Source organism: Actinoallomurus acanthiterrae (assembly GCF_054775715.1).
In genome coordinates this window covers 1,324,379-1,348,892 of the sequence record NZ_BAAHCO010000001.1, presented here as the reverse complement: position 1 = coordinate 1,348,892, position 24,514 = coordinate 1,324,379, and the positions used below count along the sequence as shown (strand labels likewise).

Annotated in this window: 20 protein-coding genes; all 20 read right to left on the bottom strand. The window is 68.4% G+C overall.

Annotated features, from left to right (window positions below):
• Entirely contained in the window at positions 1 to 855 is an 855-nt protein-coding gene (rpsC, locus tag ACYVF7_RS06640; RefSeq protein WP_460336431.1) for a 30S ribosomal protein S3, read from the bottom strand.
• Positions 855 to 1,235: a 50S ribosomal protein L22 gene (gene rplV / locus ACYVF7_RS06635; RefSeq protein WP_360894410.1), complete on the bottom strand. Its 381-nt coding sequence runs from the start codon at positions 1,233 to 1,235 to the stop codon at positions 855 to 857. Before rplV ends, rpsC begins: the two co-directional genes overlap by 1 nt.
• Before the next feature lie 37 nt (positions 1,236 to 1,272).
• Positions 1,273 to 1,554: a 30S ribosomal protein S19 gene (gene rpsS / locus ACYVF7_RS06630; RefSeq protein WP_460336428.1), complete on the bottom strand. Its 282-nt coding sequence runs from the start codon at positions 1,552 to 1,554 to the stop codon at positions 1,273 to 1,275.
• Between the two features lie 9 nt (positions 1,555 to 1,563).
• Positions 1,564 to 2,397, bottom strand: coding sequence for a 50S ribosomal protein L2 (gene rplB, locus ACYVF7_RS06625; RefSeq protein WP_460336425.1), 834 nt, complete (start codon positions 2,395 to 2,397; stop codon positions 1,564 to 1,566).
• A gap of 42 nt (positions 2,398 to 2,439) precedes the next feature.
• A complete protein-coding gene (rplW, locus tag ACYVF7_RS06620; RefSeq protein WP_252780425.1) occupies positions 2,440 to 2,739 on the bottom strand; it encodes a 50S ribosomal protein L23 in 300 nt (99 codons plus the stop codon).
• The gene (gene rplD, locus ACYVF7_RS06615; protein WP_460336422.1) at positions 2,736 to 3,350 is read right to left on the bottom strand and encodes a 50S ribosomal protein L4; all 615 of its coding nucleotides are present in this window, start codon (positions 3,348 to 3,350) and stop codon (positions 2,736 to 2,738) included. The genes rplW and rplD overlap by 4 nt, the downstream gene beginning before the upstream one ends.
• Positions 3,351 to 3,998: a 50S ribosomal protein L3 gene (gene rplC / locus ACYVF7_RS06610; RefSeq protein WP_460336419.1), complete on the bottom strand. Its 648-nt coding sequence runs from the start codon at positions 3,996 to 3,998 to the stop codon at positions 3,351 to 3,353.
• 14 nt (positions 3,999 to 4,012) lie between these two features.
• Entirely contained in the window at positions 4,013 to 4,321 is a 309-nt protein-coding gene (gene rpsJ / locus ACYVF7_RS06605; protein ID WP_460336416.1) for a 30S ribosomal protein S10, read from the bottom strand.
• Between the two features lie 103 nt (positions 4,322 to 4,424).
• Entirely contained in the window at positions 4,425 to 5,618 is a 1,194-nt protein-coding gene (gene tuf, locus ACYVF7_RS06600; RefSeq protein WP_460336413.1) for an elongation factor Tu, read from the bottom strand.
• Positions 5,619 to 5,695: 77 nt separating this feature from the next.
• Positions 5,696 to 7,807, bottom strand: a complete 2,112-nt coding sequence (gene fusA, locus ACYVF7_RS06595) for an elongation factor G (RefSeq protein WP_460336410.1) — start codon at positions 7,805 to 7,807, stop codon at positions 5,696 to 5,698.
• 40 nt (positions 7,808 to 7,847) lie between these two features.
• On the bottom strand, positions 7,848 to 8,318 hold the full coding sequence (gene rpsG, locus ACYVF7_RS06590; protein WP_252780395.1) for a 30S ribosomal protein S7: 471 nt from the start codon (positions 8,316 to 8,318) through the stop codon (positions 7,848 to 7,850).
• 1 nt (position 8,319) lies between these two features.
• Positions 8,320 to 8,694 (bottom strand): 30S ribosomal protein S12, encoded by a 375-nt coding sequence (gene rpsL / locus ACYVF7_RS06585; RefSeq protein WP_019632621.1) that lies wholly within the window; start codon positions 8,692 to 8,694, stop codon positions 8,320 to 8,322.
• A gap of 457 nt (positions 8,695 to 9,151) precedes the next feature.
• Positions 9,152 to 11,491 (bottom strand): DNA polymerase III subunit gamma/tau domain-containing protein, encoded by a 2,340-nt coding sequence (locus ACYVF7_RS06580; protein WP_460336405.1) that lies wholly within the window; start codon positions 11,489 to 11,491, stop codon positions 9,152 to 9,154.
• A gap of 260 nt (positions 11,492 to 11,751) precedes the next feature.
• A complete protein-coding gene (locus ACYVF7_RS06575; protein WP_460336402.1) occupies positions 11,752 to 15,627 on the bottom strand; it encodes a DNA-directed RNA polymerase subunit beta' in 3,876 nt (1,291 codons plus the stop codon).
• 140 nt (positions 15,628 to 15,767) lie between these two features.
• Positions 15,768 to 19,238: a DNA-directed RNA polymerase subunit beta gene (rpoB, locus tag ACYVF7_RS06570; RefSeq protein ID WP_460336400.1), complete on the bottom strand. Its 3,471-nt coding sequence runs from the start codon at positions 19,236 to 19,238 to the stop codon at positions 15,768 to 15,770.
• Between the two features lie 358 nt (positions 19,239 to 19,596).
• Complete coding sequence (locus ACYVF7_RS06565; protein WP_460336397.1) at positions 19,597 to 20,220, bottom strand: hypothetical protein; 624 nt, start codon at positions 20,218 to 20,220, stop codon at positions 19,597 to 19,599.
• The gene (locus ACYVF7_RS06560) at positions 20,217 to 20,744 is read right to left on the bottom strand and encodes a hypothetical protein (protein WP_460336394.1); all 528 of its coding nucleotides are present in this window, start codon (positions 20,742 to 20,744) and stop codon (positions 20,217 to 20,219) included. The genes ACYVF7_RS06565 and ACYVF7_RS06560 overlap by 4 nt, the downstream gene beginning before the upstream one ends.
• Positions 20,708 to 22,156 (bottom strand): MCE family protein, encoded by a 1,449-nt coding sequence (locus ACYVF7_RS06555; protein WP_460336391.1) that lies wholly within the window; start codon positions 22,154 to 22,156, stop codon positions 20,708 to 20,710. Before ACYVF7_RS06555 ends, ACYVF7_RS06560 begins: the two co-directional genes overlap by 37 nt.
• Positions 22,153 to 23,418, bottom strand: a complete 1,266-nt coding sequence (locus ACYVF7_RS06550) for an MCE family protein (RefSeq protein WP_460336388.1) — start codon at positions 23,416 to 23,418, stop codon at positions 22,153 to 22,155. The genes ACYVF7_RS06555 and ACYVF7_RS06550 overlap by 4 nt, the downstream gene beginning before the upstream one ends.
• 19 nt (positions 23,419 to 23,437) lie before the next feature.
• Entirely contained in the window at positions 23,438 to 24,481 is a 1,044-nt protein-coding gene (locus tag ACYVF7_RS06545) for an MCE family protein (RefSeq protein ID WP_460336385.1), read from the bottom strand.
• Between the last annotated feature and the right edge of the window lie 33 nt (positions 24,482 to 24,514).

The following is a 24,514-nucleotide window of genomic DNA, read 5'->3' as shown; positions in this document are numbered from 1 at the left end:
TCAGCTCCCCTCACCCGTGCTGGACGGAGTGGCCGCCTCGTTCGACTGCTGCTCGGCACCGGCGGGCGCGGACGTGGTCTGCTGCTGCCGACCACCGCGGTCGCCACCGCGCTCGCCGCGACGGCCACCGCCGCCACCGCCGCCGCCACCGCCACGACGCTGCGGCCGCTCGCGACGACCGCCACCGGCGGCCCGCTCCTTGGCCTGCTGCGCCTCGCGCTCGGCGCGGCTCGTCGGCGCCTCGCCCTTGTAGATCCAGACCTTCACGCCGATCCGGCCGAAGGTGGTCCGGGCCTCGTAGAACCCGTAGTCGATGTCGGCGCGGAGCGTGTGCAGGGGCACCTGGCCCTCGCGGTAGAACTCCGAGCGCGACATCTCGGCGCCGCCGAGGCGGCCGCCGCACTGGACCTTGATGCCCTTCGCGCCGCTCTTCATGGCGCTCTGGATGGCCTTACGCATCGCACGGCGGAACGCGACCCGGCTGGACAGCTGCTCGGCAACGCCCTGGGCGACGAGCTGCGCGTCGACCTCCGGGTTCTTGACCTCGAGGATGTTCAGCTGGACCTGCTTGCCGGTCAGCTTCTCGAGGTCGCCGCGGATGCGGTCGGCCTCCGCGCCCCGCCGGCCGATGACGATGCCGGGACGGGCGGTGTGGATGTCGACGCGGACGCGGTCACGGGTGCGCTCGATCTCGACCTTGGAGATGCCGGCGCGGTCCATGCCGCGGGTCAGCATCCGGCGGATCGCCACGTCTTCCTTGACGTAGTCCTTGTACAGCTTGTCGGCGTACCACCGGCTCTTGAAGTCGGTGGTGATGCCCAACCGGAACCCGTGCGGGTTGATCTTCTGCCCCACTAGCGGGTCCTCCTAGTCTTCTTACGGCCGTTGGACTTCTCGCCCTCGGACCGCGACTCGACCACGACCGTGATGTGGCTCGTGCGCTTGTTGATGCGGTACGCACGCCCCATCGACCGCGGGCGGTAACGCTTCAGCGTCGGTCCCTCGTCGACCCACGCCCGGCTCACCCAGAGCGTGTCGGCCTCGAGCTGGCTGTTGTGCTCGGCGTTGGCGATGGCGCTCGAGAGCACCTTGTACACCGGCTCGCTCGCAGCCTGAGGGGCGAACCGCAGCACCGCCTGAGCCTCCGTGGCCGGCAGGCCACGGATGAGGTCCACCACGCGGCGGGCCTTTCTGGGCGTGACGCGGGCGTACCGCGCCTGGGCCCTGGCTTCCATCGCTGTTTCCTCGCTCTCGTACCTTCTGCGGTTTCGCTCAGCCTCGGCGGCTGCGGCGGTCTTCCTTGATGTGGCCCTTGAACGTCCGCGTCGGGGCGAACTCCCCGAGCTTGTGACCGATCATGGCCTCGGTGACGAACACCGGAACGTGCTTGCGGCCGTCGTGCACGGCGATCGTGTGCCCGAGCATGTCGGGGACGATCATGGAGCGCCGCGACCACGTCTTGATGACGTTCTTGGTGCCCTTCTCGTTCTGCACGTCCACCTTCTTCTGAAGGTGGACGTCCACGAAAGGGCCCTTCTTAAGGCTACGTGGCATCGTGGGCTCCTACCGCTTCTTCTTGCTACGACGACGGACGATGAGCCGATCGGACGGCTTGTTCGCCTTACGGGTGCGGCCCTCGGGCTGGCCCCAGGGGCTCGACGGGTGACGACCACCGGAGGTCTTGCCCTCACCACCACCGTGCGGGTGGTCGATCGGGTTCATCGCGACACCGCGGACGGTCGGGCGCTTGCCCTTCCACCGCATACGGCCGGCCTTACCCCAGTTGATGTTCGACTGCTCGGAGTTGCCGACCTCACCGACGGTGGCGCGGCAGCGGACGTCGACCATGCGCATCTCACCGGAGGGCATACGCAGCGTGGCGTACTTGCCCTCCTTGGCCAGCAGCTGCGCGCCGGAGCCGGCCGACCGGGCCAGCTTGGCGCCGCCGCCCGGCCGCAGCTCGATGGCGTGCACGACCGTACCGGTGGGGATGTTGCGCAGCGGCAGGCAGTTGCCCGGCTTGATGTCGGCGCCCGGACCGTTCTCGATTCGGTCGCCCTGCTTCACGCCGGTCGGGCAGAGGATGTAGCGCTTCTCCCCGTCGGCGTAGTGCAGCAGCGCGATCCGCGCGGTGCGGTTCGGGTCGTACTCGATGTGCGCGACCTTCGCCGGAACGCCGTCCTTGTCGGCGCGCCGGAAGTCGATGACACGGTACGAGCGCTTGTGACCGCCGCCCTGGTGGCGGGCGGTGATACGGCCGTGCGTGTTACGGCCGCCCTTCTTCGGGAGCGGACGCACCAGCGACTTCTCGGGCTCGGTCCGGGTGACCTCGACAAAGTCGGCCACGCTCGAACCGCGACGGCCCGGGGTCGTCGGCTTGTACTTACGGATGCCCATCTTTTTCGTTCATCCCTTATTTCGTCTCTTCGGTTCCCCCGGTCAGCTGACCGGGCCGCCGAAGATGTCGATCCGCTCACCGTCGGCCAGGCTGACGATGGCCCGCTTGGTGTCCTTGCGCTTGCCGTAACCGAACCGGGTGCGCTTGCGCTTGCCCTGCCGGTTGATGGTGTTCACGCCCGTGACCTTGACCCCGAAGACGGCCTCGACGGCCTGCCGGATCTGGGTCTTGTTCGCGTCGGTGCGGACCTCGAACGTGTACTTGTTCTCATCGAGCAGCCCGTAGCTCTTCTCAGAGATCACGGGCGCGATGAGGATGTCGCGCGGGTCGGCGATCTTCACTTCGCGCTCTCCTTCCCGCTCACACGGCTCACGAACGCCTGGTACGCGGCCTCGGTGAACACGACCTCATCGCTGCAGAGCACGTCGTACGTGTTGAGCTGGTCCTCGACGATCACGTGGATCTCGGGGACGTTGCGCAGGCTCTTCCAGGTGAGCTCGTCCTCGCGGTCGAGCACGAGGAGGATCTTCTCCGCCTCGCTGATCTCGCGCAGCGCCGACAGCGCCGTCTTGGTCTTGGGCGTCTCTCCCTCGATCAGGTTCGACACCACGTGCACCCGGCCGTAGCGGGCGCGGTCCGACAGCGCGCCGCGCAGCGCGGCCGCCTTCATCTTCTTCGGCGTCTTCTGCTCGTACGAGCGCGGCTGCGGGCCGTGGACGGTGCCACCGCCGGCGAACTGCGGCGCACGGGTGGAGCCCTGACGAGCGCGACCGGTGCCCTTCTGCCGGTACGGCTTCTTGCCGCCACCGGAGACCTCACCGCGGGTCTTGGTCTTGTGCGTGCCCTGGCGAGCCGCGGCCAGCTGGGCCACGACCACCTGGTGAATCAGCGGCACGTTGACCTTGGCCTCGAAGATCTCCGGGGCCAGCTCGACGTCCAGCTTGGTGGTCACTTACTTCGCCCCCTTCGCGGCGGTGCGAACCAGGACGAGGCCGCCGTTCGGACCGGGAACCGCGCCCTTGATCAGCAGCAGGTTCTTCTCGGTGTCGATGGCGTGCACGGTGAGGTTCTGGACGGTGATACGGGCGTTGCCGTGACGACCGGCCATGCGCAGGCCCTTGAACACGCGGCCCGGGGTGGCGCACCCGCCGATCGAACCCGGCGAACGGTGCTTGCGCTGGGTACCGTGCGAGGCGCTGAGGCCCTTGAAGCCGTGGCGCTTCATGACACCCGCGGTGCCCTTGCCCTTGCTGCGGCCGGTGACGTCGATCCGCTGGCCGGCCTCGAAGGCCTCAACGGTGATCTCCTGGCCGAGCTCGTACTCGGTGGCGTCGTCGGTGCGCAGTTCGACGAGGTGACGGCGCGGCGTGACGCCGGCCTTCTCGAAGTGCCCGGTGGAGGGCTTGTTCACCTTGCGCGGGTCGATCTGGCCAAAGCCGAGCTGGACGGCGGAGTAGCCGTCGGTCTCTGGCGTGCGGACCCGGGTGACGACGCACGGCCCGGCCTGGACGACGGTTACCGGCACGATCCGGCCCTCATCGTCGAAAACCTGGGTCATGCCGAGCTTCTCGCCCAGGACGCCCTTTCTCTGCTTACTCATCTCTCGAAGCGTCCTTAGAGCTTGATCTCGATGTCGACGCCGGCCTGCAGGTCGAGCCGCATGAGCGAGTCGACCGTCTTGGGCGTCGGATCGATGATGTCGATCAGGCGCTTGTGCGTGCGCATCTCAAAGTGCTCGCGGCTGTCCTTGTACTTGTGCGGCGAGCGGATGACGCAGTACACGTTCTTCTCGGTCGGCAGCGGCACCGGGCCGGCGACCTTCGCGCCCGTGCGCGTCACCGTCTCGACGATCTTGCGCGCCGAAGTGTCGATGATCTCGTGGTCGTAGGCCTTGAGCCGGATGCGGATCTTCTGTCCCGCCATGGTGGCCTCGGTGTCCTTTGCTTCCTAGTGCCGCTGGGTCTGCTATCTCGCGGTGCGGCGGCCGGACTCTGTGGCGAGCCCGGCCGCCGCCTCGCGGTGGTTACTACTTGAGGATCTTGGTCACACGGCCGGCACCGACGGTGCGGCCGCCCTCGCGGATCGCGAAGCGGAGGCCTTCCTCCATCGCGATGGGCTGGATGAGCTCGACGCGCATCTCGGTGTTGTCGCCCGGCATGACCATCTCGGTGCCCTCGGGCAGGTGCACGACGCCGGTCACGTCCGTGGTCCGGAAGTAGAACTGCGGGCGGTAGTTGTTGAAGAACGGCGTGTGCCGGCCGCCCTCGTCCTTGGACAGGATGTAGACCTGCGCCTCGAACTCGGTGTGCGGGGTGTTCGTGCCCGGCTTGATGACACACTGGCCGCGCTCGACGTCCTCGCGCTTGATGCCACGCAGGAGCAGACCGACGTTGTCGCCCGCCTGGCCCTGGTCGAGCAGCTTGCGGAACATCTCGACGCCCGTGACCGTGGTGGTGGTCGCGGTCTCCTTGATGCCGATGATGTCGACGGTCTCGTTGACGTTGACGACGCCACGCTCGATGCGGCCGGTGACGACGGTGCCGCGACCGGTGATCGAGAAGACGTCCTCGATCGGCATCAGGAACGGCTTGTCGGTCTCACGGACCGGCTCCGGGATGTTCTCGTCGCAGGCGTCCATGAGCTCGGCGATCTTCGCGCCCCACTCGGCGTCGCCCTCGAGCGCCTTGAGCGCCGAGACGCGGACGACCGGAACGTCGTCGCCCGGGAACTCGTACTCGGACAGCAGCTCGCGGACCTCCAGCTCGACGAGCTCGAGGATCTCCTCGTCGTCGACCATGTCGGCCTTGTTGAGCGCCACGACGATGTACGGCACGCCGACCTGGCGGGCCAGGAGCACGTGCTCCTTGGTCTGCGGCATCGGGCCGTCGGTCGCCGCGACCACCAGGATCGCGCCGTCCATCTGGGCGGCACCGGTGATCATGTTCTTGATGTAGTCGGCGTGACCCGGGCAGTCGACGTGAGCGTAGTGACGCTTCTCCGTCTGGTACTCGACGTGGGCGATCGAGATCGTGATGCCCCGCTCCCGCTCCTCCGGCGCCTTGTCGATGTCCTCGAACGGCGTGAAGGGGTTGAGGTCGGGGTGCTTGTCATGGAGCACCTTGGTAATCGCCGCGGTAAGCGTGGTCTTACCGTGGTCGATGTGTCCAATGGTGCCGATGTTTACGTGCGGCTTCGTCCGCTCGAACTTGGCCTTGGCCACCGGTGTCTCCTTGTTCCGATCCTCGGCCGTCTGAACGACCGCGTTCCTTCAGTGGTTGGTCTTGCGCCGCAGTGCGGTTATTCGCCCCGCGCCTTGGCGATGATCTCCTGCGCGACGTTCCCCGGAACCTCGGCGTAGGAGTCGAACTGCATGGTGAACACCGCCCGGCCCTGGGTCTTGCTGCGCAGGTCACCCACGTAGCCGAACATCTCCGAGAGCGGCACGATCGCCTTGATGACGCGTACGCCGGAGCGCTCGCCCATCTCCTGGATCTGGCCGCGGCGGCCGTTCAGGTCGCCGATGACATCGCCCATGTAGTCCTCGGGCGTGGTCACCTCGACGGCCATCATCGGCTCCAGCAGCGTGGCGTCGGCCTTGCGGGCCGCCTCCTTGAACGCCATGGACCCGGCGATCTTGAACGCCAGCTCCGAGGAGTCGACGTCGTGATAGGCGCCGTCCTGCAGCGTCACCTTGACGCCGACGAGCGGGTAGCCGGCGAGCACGCCGAACTCGGCCGCCTCCTGGCAGCCCGCGTCCACCGACGGGATGTACTCCCGGGGGATGCGGCCACCGGTGACCTTGTTCTCGAACTCGTAGCCGTCGCTACCGCCGCCGAGGGGCTCCAGGTCGATGATCACGCGACCGAACTGGCCCGAGCCACCCGTCTGCTTCTTGTGGGTGTACTCGACCTTCTCCACCTTGCGGCGGATGGTCTCGCGGTAGGCGACCTGCGGCCGGCCGACGTTGGCCTCGACCTTGAACTCGCGCTTCATGCGGTCGACCAGCACCTCGAGGTGCAGCTCGCCCATGCCGGAGATGATGGTCTGGCCGGTCTCCTCGTCGGTCCGCACCTGGAAGGACGGGTCCTCCTCGGCGAGCCGCTGGATCGCGGTGCCCAGCTTCTGCTGGTCGGCCTTCGTCTTCGGCTCGATCGCGACGTTGATGACCGGCGCGGGGAAGGTCATCGACTCCAGGATGACCGGCTTCTTGTCGTCGGCCAGCGTCTCGCCGGTGGTGGTCTGCTTGAGACCCATCACCGCGACGATGTCGCCGGCGCCCACGCGCTCGATCTCCTCACGCTTGTTCGCGTGCATGCGGTAGATCTTGCCGATGCGCTCCTTGCGGTCCTTCACGCTGTTCAGGACCGAGGAACCGGACTCCAGCACGCCCGAGTAGACGCGAATGAAGGTCAGCTTGCCGAGGTGCGGGTCGCTCATGATCTTGAACGCCAGCGCCGCGAACGGCTCGTCCTCGCTCGGCTTGCGCTCGATCGCCTTCTCCTCGTCGCGCATGTCGTGGCCCTGAATGGCCTCGACGTCGAGCGGCGAGGGAAGGTAGTTGACGATCGCGTCGAGCAGGGGCTGAACGCCCTTGTTCTTGAACGCGGTGCCGCAGGTTACCGGGGTGAGGTTGCCCGCGATCGTGGCCCGGCGGATGGCCGGGATCAGCTGCTCCGTCGTGGGCTCGTGCCCCTCGAGGTACAGCTCCATGATCTCGTCGTCGGCCTCGGCCAGCGTCTCGACCAGCTTGTCGTGCCACTCGCGGGCGGCGTCGAGGTGCGTGTCGGGGATGTCGACGACGTCGTACATCTCGCCCTTGGCAGCCTCGGCGCTCCACACCAGGGCCTTCATGCGGACCAGGTCCACGACGCCCTTGAAGTCGGCCTCGGCGCCGATCGGGATCTGCAGCACCAGCGGCGTGGCGTGCAGCCGGTCCACGATCATGTCGACGCAGCGGTGGAACTCCGCGCCGACGCGGTCCAGCTTGTTGACGAAGCAGATCCGCGGCACGTTGTAGCGGTCGGCCTGCCGCCAGACCGTCTCCGACTGCGGCTCCACACCGGCGACACCGTCGAACACGGCGACCGCACCGTCAAGAACCCGCAGCGAGCGCTCCACCTCGACGGTGAAGTCGACGTGACCGGGCGTGTCGATGATGTTGATGGTGTGATCGACGTCGTCAACCGTCCAGTGGCAGGTGGTCGCGGCGGACGTGATCGTGATGCCGCGCTCCTGCTCCTGTTCCATCCAGTCCATGGTGGCAGCGCCCTCATGAACCTCACCGATCTTGTAGTTGACGCCGGTGTAGTACAGGATCCGCTCGGTGGTGGTGGTCTTGCCCGCGTCGATGTGGGCCATGATCCCGATGTTTCGGACCTTGGCCAGGTCTACGCCGGTCTTGGTAGCCACTTTCTGCGTCCTCGTTGTCTCGTACGACTAGATGCTGGAATTACCAGCGGTAGTGCGCGAAGGCCTTGTTGGACTCCGCCATCTTGTGGGTGTCCTCGCGCTTCTTGACACTCGCGCCGAGGCCGTTGCTCGCGTCGAGCAGCTCGTTCATCAGCCGCTCGGTCATGGTCTTCTCACGGCGCTGCCGGGCGTACAGCACCAGCCAGCGCAGCGCCAGGGTGGTGCTGCGGGCCGGGCGCACCTCGACCGGCACCTGGTAGGTGGCGCCACCGACACGCCGGCTGCGGACCTCGAGGGTCGGCTTCACGTTGTCGAGCGCGCGCTTCAGCGTCACGACCGGGTCGTTGCCGGTCTTCTCGCGGCAACCCTCGAGTGCGTCGTAAACGATACTCTGCGCGATCGACCGCTTGCCGTCGAGCAGGACCTTGTTGACCAGCGAGGTGACCAGCGGTGAGTTGTACACCGGGTCAGCGATCAGCTGGCGCTTGCCTGCGGGACCCTTGCGAGGCATGTCAGCTCTTCTCCTTCTTCGCGCCGTAGCGGCTGCGCGCCTGCTTCCGGTTCCGAACACCCTGGGTGTCGAGCGACCCCCGGATGATCTTGTACCGAACACCGGGGAGGTCCTTCACACGGCCACCGCGCACGAGCACGATGGAGTGCTCCTGCAGGTTGTGTCCGACGCCGGGGATGTAGGCAGTGACCTCGATCCCGCTCGTCAGCCGGACACGGGCGACCTTGCGAAGCGCCGAGTTGGGCTTCTTGGGCGTCGTCGTGTAGACGCGCGTGCAGACTCCACGGCGCTGCGGGCTCCCCTTGAGCGCCGGGGTCTTGTTCTTGGTCACCTTGTCCTGGCGGCCCTTGCGGACCAGCTGCTGGATCGTGGGCACCGCGTCTCCGTCTTCCTCGTACTGAGCCGGTAAGTCTGGTTGGCTGCCGTGCTCTCGCACAGCTCCAGGTCGCGAACCACTTACGCGGCCAGGACCTGCAGTTTTGTCCTCGTCCCCCACCCCCGTGGTCGGGCGTGTCGCGCCGGCCACATCTTCGACGGCCCGAAAATGGGCCGACGAACTCGGGGGAGTCGAATCCGCACCGCACGCTGGTCAGGCTCACCATCGCGAGGATGGTCACCACGACCGACTGTGCACGCACGTTGAACCCGCGAACCCGCGGGCACGAAGGGAGAGACTACCTAACACCTGCGCGTGAGGTCAAAACAAGCCCCGCCACGCCGAAAATCGCCGGGGGACGTTCACTAGGAGAACGCCAGAATGCCGACGGATGTTCCCGTCGGCATTCTGTCCTACGCGTCCGCTCGGGGAAAGAGGCACCCCCGAACTCCCGGCCTCACAAGGCGAGGATCAGCACGAGGACGAGGATCACCAGCACCACCGCGCCGGCGCCGAGCGCGATGAAGAGCTTGCGCCGCGACTCGTCCTCTCGGGAGGAGGACTGCGCCTGGCCGTAGCCGGGGAAGCCGCCCTCGCCGAAGGACTGCTGGCCGCCGTACGGCGACGGCTGCTGACCGTACGCCTGCTGCTGACCATAGCCCGGCTGACCGGGCTGCTGCTGACCGGGCTGGCCGTAACCCTGCTGCTGGCCGTAGCCCTGCTGGCCGTAAGCCTGCTGGCCCGGAGCCTGCGGACCGGTGCCCTGCTGGTCCTGCTGCTGGCCGTATCCCTGCTGACCATAGGCCTGCTGGCCCTGGCCCTGAGGCTGCCCCTGGGGGCCGGTGCCCTGCTGGCCTGGACCCTGCGGGCCTTGGGCCTGCTGCTGACCGTATCCCTGCTGGCCGTAGGCCGGCTGGCCGTATCCCTGCTGCGGGAAGCCCTGCGGCTGCCCTGGCCCCTGGCCGAAGGCCTGCGGGCCGGAGTCGTGCTGCGGTCCCCCGCCCGACTCGCCACCGGGCGTCGGAGGCGCCCACGGCCGCGGACCGGACTCGCCGACCGGCTGCCCGCCGTACGGCGGCTGCTCCCCGGTCGAAGAGGGCTGGCCGAAGGAGGTGGTGCTGACGCCGTCGATGTCCGACGCCGCGCCAGGGGGCTGGTCCGAGCCGTACGGGCGGGGATCCTCGTCCACGCGGCTCTGAGCCGCGAAGCCCGCCTCCGGAGGCGGTACGAGCATCGTGCGCTCCGTGCCGCCGCTCTCGTCGTCGCCCTGGTCGTCGCCCGGCTGGGACCCGCTCGGCGCGGACTCGGCCGCGCCCGGGGCGCCGTACGCGGGGACGTCGCCCGCGGGCGCGCCGAAGACCGGCAGATCGCCGGTCTGCGACGACGGCTCGCCGCCGGAGGACTCCGCGTCGAGCGGCCGGTCCAGCATCGTGGAGGGCGGCTGAGGCAGGTCGGTGCCGCCGGCCGACGGAGACGATGCCCCGAACGACGAGGGAGGCGACTGCTCGCCCGTGCTCCCGGTGCCTTCCTCGCCCTCGGAGGGCCGGAAGGCCGTGGTCGCGGCGGCGTTGAAGCCACCGTCCGCAGGCGGAGCCTGCTGCTCGCCCGTCGAGAAGGCCGTGGTCGCGGCGGCGTTGAAGCCGCCATCCGCGGTCGGAGCCTGCTGCTCGCCGGTTGAGCCCGACGGCGGCGCGACCGTGGTGCGCTCGGCGTCGTCCTCCTCCGCGCCTGGCGACGGAGCCGAGGACCCGGCCTCCGGCTCGCGGGAACCGGCGGAGCCGCCCGGCTCGCCGAACGGTGGAGCGCTCTGGCCGAAGGGCTGCTGACCGTACGGCTGGGAGTATCCGGGCTGCCCGTAGGGCCCTGGCTCGCCGTACGACGGCTGCTGCTGCCCGCCCTGCTCGCCGGAGGGCTGACCGTACGAGGACGGGCCTGCGGGCGGCTGTCCGTACGGCTGCTGCCCGTAGGGCGCCCCGGGCTGCTGGCCCGGCTGACCGTAGGACGGGCCCTGCTGCTCTCCCGGTGAGCCGTACGACGTGTTCGGCTGCTCGCCGGGCTGCCCGTACGGCGACGCCGGCGGCTCCCCCTGCTGCCCGTAGGGCGAGCCCGGCTGCTCGCCCGGCTGACCGTACGGGGCCTGCTGACCCGGCGAGGCGTACGGAGAGGCCTGCTCGCCCGGCTGCCCGTAGGGCTGCTGACCGTAGGGCGGCGGCGTGCCCGGCTGGCCGTACGGCTGCTGACCGTACGGCGGAGGCGTGCCCGGCTGCCCGTACGGCTGCTGGCCGGCGGGCGGCTGGCCATAAGGCTGCTGGCCGTACGGCGGCGGGGGCTGCTCACCCGGATGGCCGTAGGGCTGTTGTCCATAGGGCTGCTGGCCGTACGGCGGGGGTGTGCCCGGCTGGCCGTACGGCTGCTGACCGTAGGGAGGCGGCGGGGGCGGTGCCCCCGGGGTGCCGTAGGCGGGCGGTGTGCCCGGCTGGCCGTACGTCCCCGGCTGCCCGGGGGTCCCGTACGACGGCGGTGCCTGCTCGCCGGGCGTGCTCTCGCCGCTCTCCGCCTTGTCCTCGCCCTCAGCGGGCGCGGGCGGAGTGGCGGGACGCCTCGGGGCGCCGAACATGACCGTGCGGCCCGACTCGAGGACGTCCGCGGACGGCTCCTCGGGCGTGGGCGGCGCCGGGTCCTTCGGCTGGTCCTGCCCGCCCGGGGCGGCGCCCTTGTCGCTGTCGGGCGGTTCGGACGATCCTTGCTGCTCCGGCGGTGGCCAGTGTGATCCCTGGCCGCCGTTCTGCTCGGTCATCGTCAGACTCCTTCAGCGCTGGCTCCGCGGGCGACTCGCCTTCGGCAGGCCGGCCGCACGACCTCACCCGAAGGCCGGTGTCGCACGGCCTTCCCGGTCAGATCGTCGGCCACCGGCCGATGCGTCCTCCGCTGGTTCACCGAACAAGAGTGCCTGGTCACCGGCATGACCGCAAATCACCGACCTCGTACGCGGTCGCCCGAAAAAGACCCAGGGGCCGCCCCCGGAAACCCGGAGGCGGCCCCTGGCCTGGCTGGAAATCAGCGGTTGTACTGACCGAAGTCGTACTCCTCCAGCGGAACGGCCTCGCCGGAGCCCTGGCCGAAGGCGTACTCGGCGCCCTCGTCGTAGGACCCGACGGAGTAGACCGCGGCCTTGGCCTCTTCGGTGGGCTCGACCCGGATGTTGCGGTACTGCGGCATGCCGGTACCGGCCGGGATGAGCTTACCGATGATGACGTTCTCCTTCAGGCCGACCAGCGGGTCGGACTTGGCGTGGATCGCCGCGTCCGTGAGGACCCGCGTCGTCTCCTGGAAGGAGGCCGCCGACAGCCACGACTCGGTGGCCAGCGACGCCTTCGTGATGCCCATGAGCTGCGGACGGCCGACCGCGGGCTGACCGCCCTCGGCGACGACGGCGCGGTTGAGCTCCTCGAACTTCGGCCGCTCGACCAGCTCGACGCCGGGCAGCATGTCGGTGTCGCCGGACTCCAGCACCTGGACCCGCTTCAGCATCTGCCGAACGATGATCTCGATGTGCTTGTCGTGGATCGACACACCCTGCGAGCGGTAGACCTCCTGCACCTGGTCGACCAGGTGCAGCTGGACCGCGCGCGGGCCGAGGATGCGCAGCACCTCGTGCGGGTTGATCGCGCCCTGGATGAGCTGCTGCCCGACCTCGACGTGCTCGCCCTCCTGGACCTTCAGCCGCGACCGCATCGGCACCGGGTAGGCGATCTCCTCGCCACCGTCGTCCGGGATGACCACGATCTTGCGGGTCTTCTCGGTCTCGTCGATGCGGATCCGGCCGGCGACCTCGCTGATCGGGGCGACGCCCTTGGGGACGCGCGCCTCGAACAGCTCCTGGACACGCGGCAGACCGTGGGTGATGTCGACACCTGCCACACCACCGGTGTGGAAGGTCCGCATCGTCAGCTGGGTGCCGGGCTCACCGATCGACTGGGCGGCGATGATGCCGACCGCCTCGCCGACATCGACGAGCTTGCCGGTGGCCAGCGAACGGCCGTAGCACATCGCGCAGACACCGATCTTGGACTCGCAGACCAGCGCGCAGCGGGTGCGCACCTCGGCGACGCCCGCCTCGATGAGGCGGGTGAGCACCACGTCGTTGAGGTCCGTGCCGGCCCGGAACAGGACGGTGCCGTCCACCTCGATGTCGTTCGCGATGTTGCGCCCGACGAGGCTGTTCTCGGAGTTCGCGATCTTGGTCAGGGTGCCGTCGGCGCCCTTGGTCGCGATCGCGAACTTGATCGTACGGTCGGTGCCGCAGTCGTCCTCACGGACGATCACGTCCTGCGCGACGTCCACCAGACGACGGGTCAGGTAACCCGAGTCGGCGGTACGCAGGGCGGTGTCGGCCAGACCCTTACGGGCACCGTGCGTGGCGATGAAGTACTCGACCACGGACAGGCCCTCACGGAAGGACGACTTGATCGGCCGCGGGATGGTCTCACCCTTGGGGTTGGAGACCAGACCACGCATACCGGCGATCTGCCGGAGCTGCAGCGGGTTACCGCGCGCACCGGAGTTGATCATCATCCAGATCGGGTTGGTGGCGGGGAAGGCCGCCTCCATGTCCTTGGCGACGTCGGCCGTGGCGTGGGTCCAGATCTCGATGAGCTCCTGACGGCGCTCGTCGTCGGTGATCAGACCACGGTCGTACTCGCGCTGGACCTTGTCGGCCCGCCGCTCGTACGACGCCATGATCTCCGCCTTGTTCGGCGGGGCGATGACGTCGTCGATCGCGATGGTCACGCCGGACCGGGTGGCCCACCGGAAGCCGGTGTCCTTCAGCGCGTCCAGCGCGTTCGCGACATCGACCTTCGGGTAGGTCTCGGCCAGCTCGTTGACGATCGCCGACAGCTGCTTCTTGCCGACCTCGTAGTTGACGAACGGGTAGTCCGGCGGCAGCGCCTCGTTGAACAGCGCCCGGCCGAGCGTCGTCTCGAGACGGATCGGCTGACCGGTCTCCCAGCCCTCCGGAGCGACCCAGCCGCGCGGCGGCGGGATGTCCTTGAGCCGGATGTTGATCTTGGCCTGGATGTTCAGGTCGCCCCGGTCATAGGCCATGATCGCCTCGGAGAGGCTGGCGAACGCGCGGCCCTCGCCGTCGGCGCCTTCCTTCTCCGTCGTCAGCCAGAACAGACCGATGACCATGTCCTGGGTCGGCATGGTGACCGGCTTGCCGTCGGACGGCTTGAGGATGTTGTTGGTCGAGAGCATCAGGATGCGCGCCTCGGCCTGGGCCTCGGCCGACAGCGGCAGGTGCACGGCCATCTGGTCACCGTCGAAGTCCGCGTTGAACGCGGTGCAGACGAGCGGGTGGATCTGGATGGCCTTGCCCTCGACCAGCTGCGGCTCGAAGGCCTGGATGCCCAGGCGGTGCAGGGTCGGCGCCCGGTTGAGCAGCACCGGGTGCTCGGTGATGACCTCTTCGAGCACGTCCCACACGGCCGGGCGGGCCCGCTCGACCATGCGCTTGGCGCTCTTGATGTTCTGCGCGTGGTTGAGGTCGACCAGCCGCTTCATGACGAACGGCTTGAACAGCTCCAGCGCCATCTGCTTGGGCAGACCACACTGGTGCAGCCGCAGCTGCGGGCCGACGACGATGACCGAACGGCCGGAGTAGTCGACACGCTTACCCAGCAGGTTCTGCCGGAAGCGGCCCTGCTTGCCCTTGAGCATGTCGGACAGCGACTTGAGCGGACGGTTGCCCGGCCCGGTGACGGGCAGGCCGCGGCGGCCGTTGTCGAACAGCGCGTCGACGGCCTCCTGCAGCATCCGCTTCTCGTTGTTGACGATGATCTCGGGCGCACCGAGGTCGAGCAGCCTCTTCAGCCGGTTGTTCCGGTTGATGACCCGGCGGTACAGGTCGTTGAGGTCGCTCGTCGCGAACCGGCCACCGTCGAGCTGCACCATCGGGCGCAGGTCCGGCGGGATCACCGGGATGCAGTCGAGCACCATGCCCCGCGGGCTGTTGCGGGTGTTGAGGAACGCGGAGACGACCTTGAGGCGCTTGAGGGCGCGGGCCTTCTTCTGGCCCTTGCCGCTGCGGATGGTCTCCCGCAGCCGCTCGGCCTCGGCGTCGAGGTCGAAGTTCTCCAGGCGCTTCTGGATCGCCGCGGCGCCCATGCCGCCCTCGAAGTAGCGGCCGAAGCGGTCGCGCATCTCGCGGTAGAGCAGCTCGTCGCCCTCGAGGTCCTGGACCTTGAGGTTGCGGAAGCGGTTCCAGACCTCGTCGAGCCGATCGATCTCACGCTGAGCCCGATCGCGGATCTGCTTCATCTCCCGCTCGGCGCCCTCACGCACCTTGCGGCGCTGGTCGCCCTTCGCCCCGGCGGCCTCGAGCTCGGCCAGGTCGGCCTCGAGCTTCTTCTGCCGGGACTCGATGTCGGCGTCACGGCGCTGCTCGAGCTGCTGCCGCTCCACGGAGACCTTGGCCTCCAGCGACGGCAGGTCGCGCTCACGCATCTCGGTGTCGACATGCGTGATCATGTACGCCGCGAAGTAGATGATCTTCTCGAGGTCCTTGGGCGCCAGGTCGAGCAGGTAGCCCAGCCGGCTCGGCACACCCTTGAAGTACCAGATGTGCGTCACGGGCGCGGCCAGCTCGATGTGGCCCATCCGCTCACGCCGGACCTTGGCGCGGGTCACCTCGACGCCGCAGCGCTCACAGATGATGCCCTTGAAGCGGACGCGCTTGTACTTACCGCAGTAGCATTCCCAGTCCCGGGTCGGACCGAAGATCTTCTCGCAGAAGAGCCCGTCCTTCTCCGGCTTGAGAGTCCGGTAGTTGATCGTCTCCGGCTTCTTGACCTCGCCGTGCGACCACTGCCGGATGTCGTCAGCCGTGGCCAGGCCGATCCGCAGCTCGTCGAAGAAGTTGACGTCGAGCACTTTGTTAACCAGTCCCCTGTTGTCGTATGCCGATTCCGAGGTCCGTGGCGCCTTCTCGCTCACTCCGCGGGTGGGCGGCCGGGCGCTGTCGCGCGCCCGTGCCGCCCTCCCACGTCGTTCACTCGTCGGCTCCCCGTCCCTCAGACCTCTTCGACACTGCTCGGCTCACGCCGGGACAGGTCGATGCCGAGCTCTTCCGCAGCGCGGAAGACGTCCTCGTCGGTGTCACGCATCTCGATGGACATGCCGTCGCTGGAGAGCACCTCGACGTTGAGGCACAGCGACTGCATCTCCTTGATGAGCACCTTGAAGGACTCAGGGATGCCCGGCTCAGGGATGTTCTCGCCCTTGACGATGGCCTCGTACACCTTCACGCGGCCGAGGACGTCGTCGGACTTGATGGTGAGCAGCTCCTGGAGGGCGTAGGCGGCGCCGTACGCCTCCAGCGCCCAGACCTCCATCTCACCGAAGCGCTGGCCACCGAACTGGGCCTTACCGCCGAGCGGCTGCTGGGTGATCATGGAGTACGGGCCGGTCGAACGAGCGTGGATCTTGTCGTCGACCAGGTGGAGCAGCTTCAGGATGTAGATGTAACCGACCGCGATCGGGTCCTTGAAGGGCTCACCGGTGCGGCCGTCGAACAGCCGCGCCTTGCCGGTCTTCTGCACCATGCGGTTGCCGTCACGGTTCGGCATGGTGGCGTCGAGCAGCTCGGTGATCTCCTCCTCGCGGGCGCCGTCGAACACCGGAGTGGCGACGTTGGTGCCCGGGTCGGCCGCGTCCGCGCCGATGGCCTTCAGCTGGCGCTTCCACTCGGCGTCGTCCCCGTCGACCTTCCACCCTCGGCTGGCGACCCACCCGAGGTGGGTCTCCAGTACCTGGCCGACGTTCATTCGGCCGGGCACACCGAGCGGGTTGAGGACGATGTCGACCGGGGTGCCGTCCTCGAGGAACGGCATGTCCTCGATCGGCAGCACCTTGGAGATGACGCCCTTGTTGCCGTGACGGCCGGCCAGCTTGTCACCATCGGTGATCTTGCGCTTCTGGGCGACGTACACCCGGACCAGCTCGTTCACGCCCGGCGGGAGCTCGTCGCCCTCTTCCCGGCTGAACACGCGGACCCCGATGACCTTGCCCTCTTCGCCGTGCGGCACCTTCAGGGAGGTGTCGCGGACCTCGCGGGCCTTCTCGCCGAAGATCGCGCGCAGCAGGCGCTCCTCCGGGGTCAGCTCGGTCTCGCCCTTCGGCGTGACCTTGCCGACCAGGATGTCGCCCGTGGTGACCTCGGCGCCGATGCGGATGATGCCGCGCTCGTCCAGGTCGGACAGGACCTCTTCGGAGACGTTCGGGATGTCCCGGGTGATCTCCTCCGGGCCCAGCTTGGTGTCACGGGCGTCGACCTCGTGCTCCTCGATGTGGATCGAGGACAGGACGTCGTCCTGCACCAGACGCTGGGAGAGGATGATCGCGTCTTCGTAGTTGTGGCCCTCCCACGGCATGAACGCCACCAGGAGGTTCTTGCCGAGCGCCATCTCGCCGTCGTCCGTGCACGGACCGTCGGCGACCACGGTGCCGACCTCGACCCGCTGGCCCTCGTCGACGATGGGCTTCTGGTTGAAGCAGGTGCCCTGGTTGGACCGCTTGAACTTGGCGACACGGTAGGTCGTGCGCGTGCCGTCGTCGTTCATCACGGTGATGTAGTCGGCCGAGACCTCCTCGACGACACCCGCCTTCTCGGCGGTGATGACGTCGCCGGCGTCGGTGGCCGCGCGGTACTCCATGCCGGTGCCGACCAGCGGCGCCTCGCTGCGCAGCAGCGGGACGGACTGGCGCTGCATGTTGGAGCCCATGAGCGCGCGGTTCGCGTCGTCGTGCTCGAGGAACGGGATCATGGCGGTCGCGACCGACACCATCTGGCGCGGCGAGACGTCCATGTAGTCGACCTCGGACGGCGGGATGAACTCGACCTCGCCGCCCTTCCGGCGGACCAGGACGCGGTTCTCGACGAAGGTGCCGTCGTCCTCGAGAGGCGTGTTCGCCTGCGCGACGACGTGCCGGTCCTCCTCGTCCGCGGTGAGGTAGTCGATCTGCTCGGTGACCCGGCCGTCGACGACCTTGCGGTACGGCGTCTCGATGAAGCCGAACGAGTTGACCCGCCCGTACGAGCTCAGCGAACCGATCAGGCCGATGTTCGGGCCTTCCGGCGTCTCGATCGGGCACATGCGGCCGTAGTGCGACGGGTGGACGTCACGGACCTCCATGCCCGCCCGCTCACGGGACAGACCGCCCGGGCCGAGGGCGTTCAGACGCCGCTTGTGCGTCAGGCCCGCGAGCGGGTTGGTCTGGTCCATGAACTGCGACAGCTGCGAGGTGCCGAAGAACTCCTTGATCGACGCCACGACCGGGCGGATGTTGATCAGGGTCTGCGGCGTGATCGCCTCGACGTCCTGCGTGGTCATGCGCTCGCGGACGACGCGCTCCATGCGGGCCAGACCCAGGCGGACCTGGTTCTGGATCAGCTCGCCGACCGAGCGGATACGACGGTTGCCGAAGTGGTCGATGTCGTCGGTCTCGACGGGGATCGTGCGACCCGCCGGGCCCGTCACCTCCTCCTCACCGGCGTGCAGCCGGACGAGGTAGTCGATGGTCGTGACGATGTCGTCCTCGGTCAGCGTGCCCTGGGTGAGGTCCAGGTCCAGGCCGAGCTTCTTGTTGACCTTGTAGCGGCCGACCTTGGCGAGGTCGTAACGCTTCGGGTTGAAGTAGAGATTCTCCAGAAGCGTCTGCGCGGACTCCTTCGTCGGAGGCTCGCCCGGGCGCAGCTTGCGGTAGATGTCGAGCAGGGCGTCATCCTGCCCGGTGGTGTGGTCCTTCTCGAGGGTGACGCGCATGGACTCGTAGTCGCCCCAGCGCTCAAGGATGCGGGCGTCGTCCCAACCGAGCGCCTTGAGCAGGACGGTGACGCTCTGCTTGCGCTTGCGGTCGATGCGGACGCCGACGTTGTCGCGCTTGTCGACCTCGAACTCCAGCCACGCGCCGCGCGACGGGATGACCTTGACGCCGAAGATGTCCTTGTCGGACGTCTTGTCCAGGGCCCGGTCGAAGTAGACGCCGGACGATCGGACGAGCTGTGAGACGACGACACGCTCGGTGCCGTTGATGATGAAAGTGCCTCGCGGCGTCATGAGCGGGAAGTCACCCATGAACACCGTCTGGCTCTTGATCTCCCCCGTGGAGTTGTTGATGAACTCCGCCGTGACGAACATCGGGGCGGAGAAGGTCATGTCCTTGTCTTTGCACTCCTCGACGGAGTACTTCGGCGGCTCGAACCGGTGATCCCGGAACGAGAGGGACATGGTGCCGGAGAAGTCTTCGATGGGACTGATCTCTTCGAAGATCTCCTCGAGTCCCGACTGGGTCGGGACGTCCTTACGACCGGCCTGCTGGGCCGCATTGACCCGGGCCTTCCACCTCTCGTTACCGAGCAACCAGTCAAAGGACTCGGTCTGCAGCGCGAGGAGATCCGGAACTTCCAGAGGCTCCTTGATTCGCGCGAAAGAAACGCGGTTCGGACCGGTTGCGGTTGTCGAGGCGTTGCGCGAGGCTGCCAAGAGTGGTCCTTCCGAGGGCTCGCGGCGGACTGACGACGCGCGCACGCCAGACGATCCACGCCGATGGAACCCCGCCGAAACGGGGCTGTCGATGTGTGGATAGTCAGAGGGCAGCGCAAAGGGGCAGTGTAGCCGAACGCTACACCGCTGTCGAGCGCAGTGCCACGGTATGCATCACAGTTGCTCCGCAGCATCGCTCGTCAGCGGCCCCACGTCAAGACTAGACATGGACATTCCGCCCCTCGGGCGAGGGTGAGGAAGCCCATAGTTTACGGGGAAGCGGGCACCTGTCCGTACCCGCCCACGCCACCGGCCGCCCCCGCGCGGGACCGCGCGGCGGCTCGGATGTGGATCAATGTCACTTCTTCGACGCGGAAGGCCTCGGCGTCGGGGTCGCGGTCGGGCCCGACGCCGGCGGCGGGGTGGTCATCCGCGGGCCGTCGATCAACCACTTCTTGCCGATCTTCTTCATCTGCAGCCGCGGCCAGGACGTGTCGACCTGAGGCTCCTTGTGCGCGGCGTTCACCGAGATCATCTTGACGAAGAAGAGCGCCTCGAGGCGGGTGGGCGTCGCCTGCGTCACCGCCGCGACCTGGATCTGGGTCAGCGCCTGGGTCTGGCTCTTCTCCACCGACGGCCGGAAGATCTTCCAGTACTCGTCGTAGGACTTCGCCATCGCCGGCGTCATCTCGGAGCGCGCCTTGCCGAGGTCGTAGTCCAGCGTCCGGTAGTTGTACGACAGCAGGTCCTTGGCCGCGGACTGCGCGGCCGCCAGGCCGTCCTCGCGGGCGCTCTCGGCCGCGTCGTCCTCGCTCCGCTGGTGCCACAGGGCCAGGCAGCCGAGGGCCGCGACGAGGACCGCACAGGCCAGGATGACCAGTGGTGTGGTGGCCGACGACCGCGGCGGCGTGCTCTTCGCCGCCGTCTCCTCGCCGGAGGTCTCCTCGGTCTTCTTGTCCTTGCGCCTGGTGACCGCGGTCATTGCAGCCCTCCCATCCCGGAGACCCGCCAGTGACCGCCGACCTTGGTGAGCTGGACCTGCGCGCTCTGCCACGTCGAGGACGGCGTCGTGACCTGGGCGGACTGCGCGGTCCGCCGTACGGTGACCATGACCTCGGCCGACTTGGCGTCGATGTTGACCACTCCGCAGGCGGAGACCGCCGCGCTGGAGACCAGCTTGTTGGTCACGACGGTCTGCTTCCAGTTGGTGCCGAGTTGCTGGACGGCCTGCGCCTTGAACTTGTCGGACATGTCGGCGTACACGCGCTGAGCGTCCTCGTCGAAGCTCTGGTAGCTGATCGAGTAGAAGTTGGTGACCACCCGGCGGGCGACGGTCTGCACTGCCTCGATGTCGGACTTGCGGGTGTCGGCGGCGTACGTCTTGGGCACGAGCCAGACCGACGCCCACACAACGAGGGCCACGAGGGCCACCCCCAGGAACGCGAACGCCACCCCGAGGCGGCGGGCGCTCAGCCGACGATCGGGCTCAGCAGAAGCGTCTGCCATGAAGCGTCTCCCGTCAGTTGACTCACCTTGCCCAGGCGATAGCGCTTACCGTCGGGCCCCACGTAAACGCGGGTCCGGGGATCGTAGCCGCTGACGAACAGCGTCTGCAGACCGGAGGATCCCTCCTGTCCGGCACTGGGGCTCCCCGCCGACGCGCCCCCCGTCGGCGCGCCCCCCGTCGACGACGACCCGCCGGTCGCCGACGTCTGCTTCGCCGCGTCCGAACGGCCGCCGCCCGACCCCTCCGAGGTCTCGTACGGGAAGCCGGCACCGTCCGTGGCGCCCTCGGGCAGCTTCGGGTACGGACCGGCCGGGGGCGCGTTGCGGGAGCCGCGAACGGCTGTCGTGGCGCCCTTGGGTGCCTTGCAGGAGGCGTTGGGGTTGATGGTCGCCGGCCGCGTGTCCTGCGGATAGCGCACGCGTGTGCCCCCGTAGCCCTTGGTGCAGACCGGCGGCTGGTTGAAGTTGAGCTCCAGGCCGAAGTGCACCGTGCCGTCGCCGGGGGTGACGCTGAAGGCGCCGCCGACGATGAGCGGGTAGGTGGTGAGCAGCGTCCGCAGCTGCGTGGTGCGCGAGGTCAGCACCGACCCGACCACTGAGCCGTTGGCGAGCAGGGTGGGCAGGGTCGGCTCGAGGCGGTCGAGCAGATCCTGGCCTTGGTCGAGCGCGCCCGGCGTGACGTTCAGGAACTTGCGGACGTCGGGGTCGTCACGCTTGAGCTCGGCCGTCAGCGAGGCGAGGTTGGCGGAGAACTCCCGGAAGACCGACCCCTCGTCGACCTGCGTGTCCAGGACCGTACGGCCGTTGTTGAGCAGCGCGATCGTCTCGGGGTAGGTGTCGTTCAGCGCGGCCAGGATCTTCTTGTTGGAGTCGATCAGCGACTGCAGGTCCGGGCCCTCGCCCGACAGGCCCTTGTCGAGCTCGTCGATGACCGTCCCGAGGTCCTTGGGGTTCACGGTCCGCACGAGCGCGTCGATGTTGTGCAGCAGCTCGTACGTCTGGACGGGCAGGTGCGTGTGGCTGCGCGGGATGGTGTCGCCGCTCTTGAGCGACGGGCCGTTGCCGGCGGGACGCAGGTCGACGTACTGCTCGCCGACGCCGGACCGGTTGAGAACGTACGCCTGCACGTCGTTGTCCGGCACCTTGGTGTCGCGGTTGATGCGCAACTCGACGCGGACGCCGTCCTTCGTCAGGTGGAGCGGCCCCACCCGGCCGACCGTGACCCCCCGGTAGGTGACCTCGGCGTTGGTGAAGATGCCGCCGGAGTCGGCCATGTCGACGTAGACGCGGTAGCGCAGGTCGAGGACGGACTGGCCGATCCCGATGATGTTCACGAGGGTGTAGGCCATGGTCAGCACCGTGATGATCGCGAAGATCGTCAGCTGGATCTTGACGCCACGCTTGATGATCATGCGGTGCCTCCGCTCAGCACGGCGCCCAGGTCGTCGCCTGGCGCGCCGCCGCGCATGCCCAGTGGCGGCAGGATGCCGCCGCCGCCCTGCTGCGAGCCGCTGGTCCCGCCCTGGTCGGACCCACCCGTGCCGCCCTGCGGGAGGACGCCGAGCGGGTTGTCGGGGACGGCGGTGCGGGGCGCCGGCAGGGACGCCTGCAGCTTCTCGGCCGTCTTGGCCGCGCCGTCGAGCGCCGTGCCGGCGAGGAAGTTGTGCGCGATGTTGCCCACGTTGAGGTCCAGGGTGGCGAACAGGTTGCCGTAGTCGCCCTTGAGCGCCTGAGAGACCGTCTGCGGGAACGGGAAGGTGAACAGGCCGCCGAGGACCTTCGGAATGACGCTGCTCGCCTTGTCGGTGTTCTGCAGCACCGTCTGCAGCGACCTGAGGTTGGCGACCGTGTCGTCGTGCGAGCGGTTGATCACCCGGGTGGCCACGGTGCCCAGCTTGTCCATGTTCACGAGGAGCTTGGTGAGGTCCTGCCGCTGCTGGGCGAGGATCTTCACGGCCGGGCCGGTGCTGTCGATCGTGTCGGCGATCGTCTGGTTGTGCCGGGCGAGCGTGGCGGCCAGCCGGTCGACCTTGTCGATCGTGGTGACGATCTGGGCCTTCTGCCGGTCGAGCGTGCCGACGAAGGTGTTCACGCGGTCGAGCAGGTCGCGCATCTGCGTGGTGCGGCCCTGCATCGCGGCGTTGAGCTCGTGGTTGATCGTGGAGACCTGCTCGAGGCCGCCGCCGGTGATGAGCATGGACATCGCCGACAGCACCTCCTCGACCTCGGTGTTGCGGGTGGTGCGCTCGAGCGGGATCACCGCGCCCTGGGCGAGCTTGCCCTGCGGCGCCTGCCCCTGCGGCGCGGACAGCGCCACGAACTTCTCGCCGAGGAGGCTGGTCTGGGAGATCGTGGCGACGGCGTTGCCGGGCAGGTCGACCGAGCTGCGAAGCCGGCAGGTGACCTCGGCCTGCCAGTTCACCAGGCGGATCTTGGTGACCTGGCCGACCGGAACGTCGTCGACCCGGCACTGCGACCGCGGTACCAGGTCGAGGACGTTCGAGAAGACCATCTTCACGTCGTACGGGTCGGACCCGGTGTTGATCCCGCCGGGCAGCGGCAGCGACGACACCCCGCGGAACGAACAGCCCGAGACCGCCGCGGTCAGCGTGAGCGCCGCGGCGAGGATCCGCGTCGCTCTCCCGCGGCGCGTCGGCCGCTCCGATCGAGACACCTCGTCCGTACCTCTCATCTCACTCACGGCCCGTACCGGCCGTGCTCGTGCCGCTGGGGGCGCGCTTCCCGGTCCCGCTCCTCTGGTCATTGATCGGAGGCTGAGCCGGGCCGATCCTGACCGGGAGCGGGATGAGGTTCTGCAGATAGCCGTCGAACCACCGGCCCTGGGCGGTGGCGTCCGCCGAGACGGTGACGAAGGGGCCGAGGGTCTTCAGCGACTTGTCGATGTTGCCCTGGTTGCGCAGCAGGATGTTCACGACGCGGTGGAGTTGGACCATCGCGGGGTTCAGCGTCGCGCGGTTCTCCTCGATCGCCCCGGTGATCTGGTTGGAGAGGCTGACCGTGCCGGACAGCAGCGAGGTGATCACCTGGCGCCGGTCGTTGAGCTCCTGCAGCAGCAGCCCGCCGCCGGACACGAGCTGGGCGAGGTCGCCGCTGCGGTCGGCGAGCAGGCCGGTCAGGCTGCGGGTGTGACCGAGGAGGCTGCCCAGCTCGTCGTCGCGGGAGGAGATCGCCTGGGAGACCTTCCGCAGCCCGCTGAGCGTCCGGCGCACGTTGTCCGGGGAGTACTTCAGGGTCTGGTCCAGCGTGTCGAGCGCCTTCGCGAGCTGCGGCACGTCGATCTTCTGCAGCTGACCGGAGAGGTCCTGTAGGGCCGGCACGACCTCGTACGACGGGGCGGTGCGCGACGCGGGGATCTCCGCGTGCGTGGACTGGTGCCGGTCGCCCTTCGGCACGACCTCCAGGTAGTGCGCGCCCAGCAGCGTCGAGATCTTGATCCGGACCTGCGACTGGGTGCCGAAGCGGACGTTGTTCGCGGTGAAGGCGACCTTCACGTGGTCGCCCTCCAGCCCGACGCTCTTGACCTTGCCGACCTTGACGCCGGCGATGCGCACCTCTTCGTTCGGCTTGAGCCCGCTGGCCTCGCTGAACGCCGCGTGATAGACGGTGCCGCCCTGGAAGATCGTGAGATTGAACGCGGCGAACACGAGCACGGCGACCGACGACATGCCGACAACGCCCATCACCATGGGGTCGCGGTCGCGGAAGGAGACTCTCACCGCCGCGCTCCCCTCGTCGCTGCCTCGTTCACC

Excerpts from the sequence above, each read along its gene's own strand:
- ACYVF7_RS06580 (WP_460336405.1), bottom strand. The coding sequence starts at position 11,491 with ATGACCGAGCAGAACGGCGGCCAGGGATCACACTGGCCACCGCCGGAG.
- rplV (WP_360894410.1), bottom strand. The coding sequence starts at position 1,235 with ATGGAAGCCAGGGCCCAGGCGCGGTACGCCCGCGTCACGCCCAGAAAG.
- rplB (WP_460336425.1), bottom strand. The coding sequence starts at position 2,397 with ATGGGCATCCGTAAGTACAAGCCGACGACCCCGGGCCGTCGCGGTTCG.
- rpsJ (WP_460336416.1), bottom strand. The coding sequence starts at position 4,321 with ATGGCGGGACAGAAGATCCGCATCCGGCTCAAGGCCTACGACCACGAG.
- ACYVF7_RS06560 (WP_460336394.1), bottom strand. The coding sequence starts at position 20,744 with ATGGCAGACGCTTCTGCTGAGCCCGATCGTCGGCTGAGCGCCCGCCGC.
- ACYVF7_RS06565 (WP_460336397.1), bottom strand. The coding sequence starts at position 20,220 with ATGACCGCGGTCACCAGGCGCAAGGACAAGAAGACCGAGGAGACCTCC.
- ACYVF7_RS06555 (WP_460336391.1), bottom strand. The coding sequence starts at position 22,156 with ATGATCATCAAGCGTGGCGTCAAGATCCAGCTGACGATCTTCGCGATC.
- rpsG (WP_252780395.1), bottom strand. The coding sequence starts at position 8,318 with ATGCCTCGCAAGGGTCCCGCAGGCAAGCGCCAGCTGATCGCTGACCCG.
- rpsS (WP_460336428.1), bottom strand. The coding sequence starts at position 1,554 with ATGCCACGTAGCCTTAAGAAGGGCCCTTTCGTGGACGTCCACCTTCAG.
- rplC (WP_460336419.1), bottom strand. The coding sequence starts at position 3,998 with ATGAGTAAGCAGAGAAAGGGCGTCCTGGGCGAGAAGCTCGGCATGACC.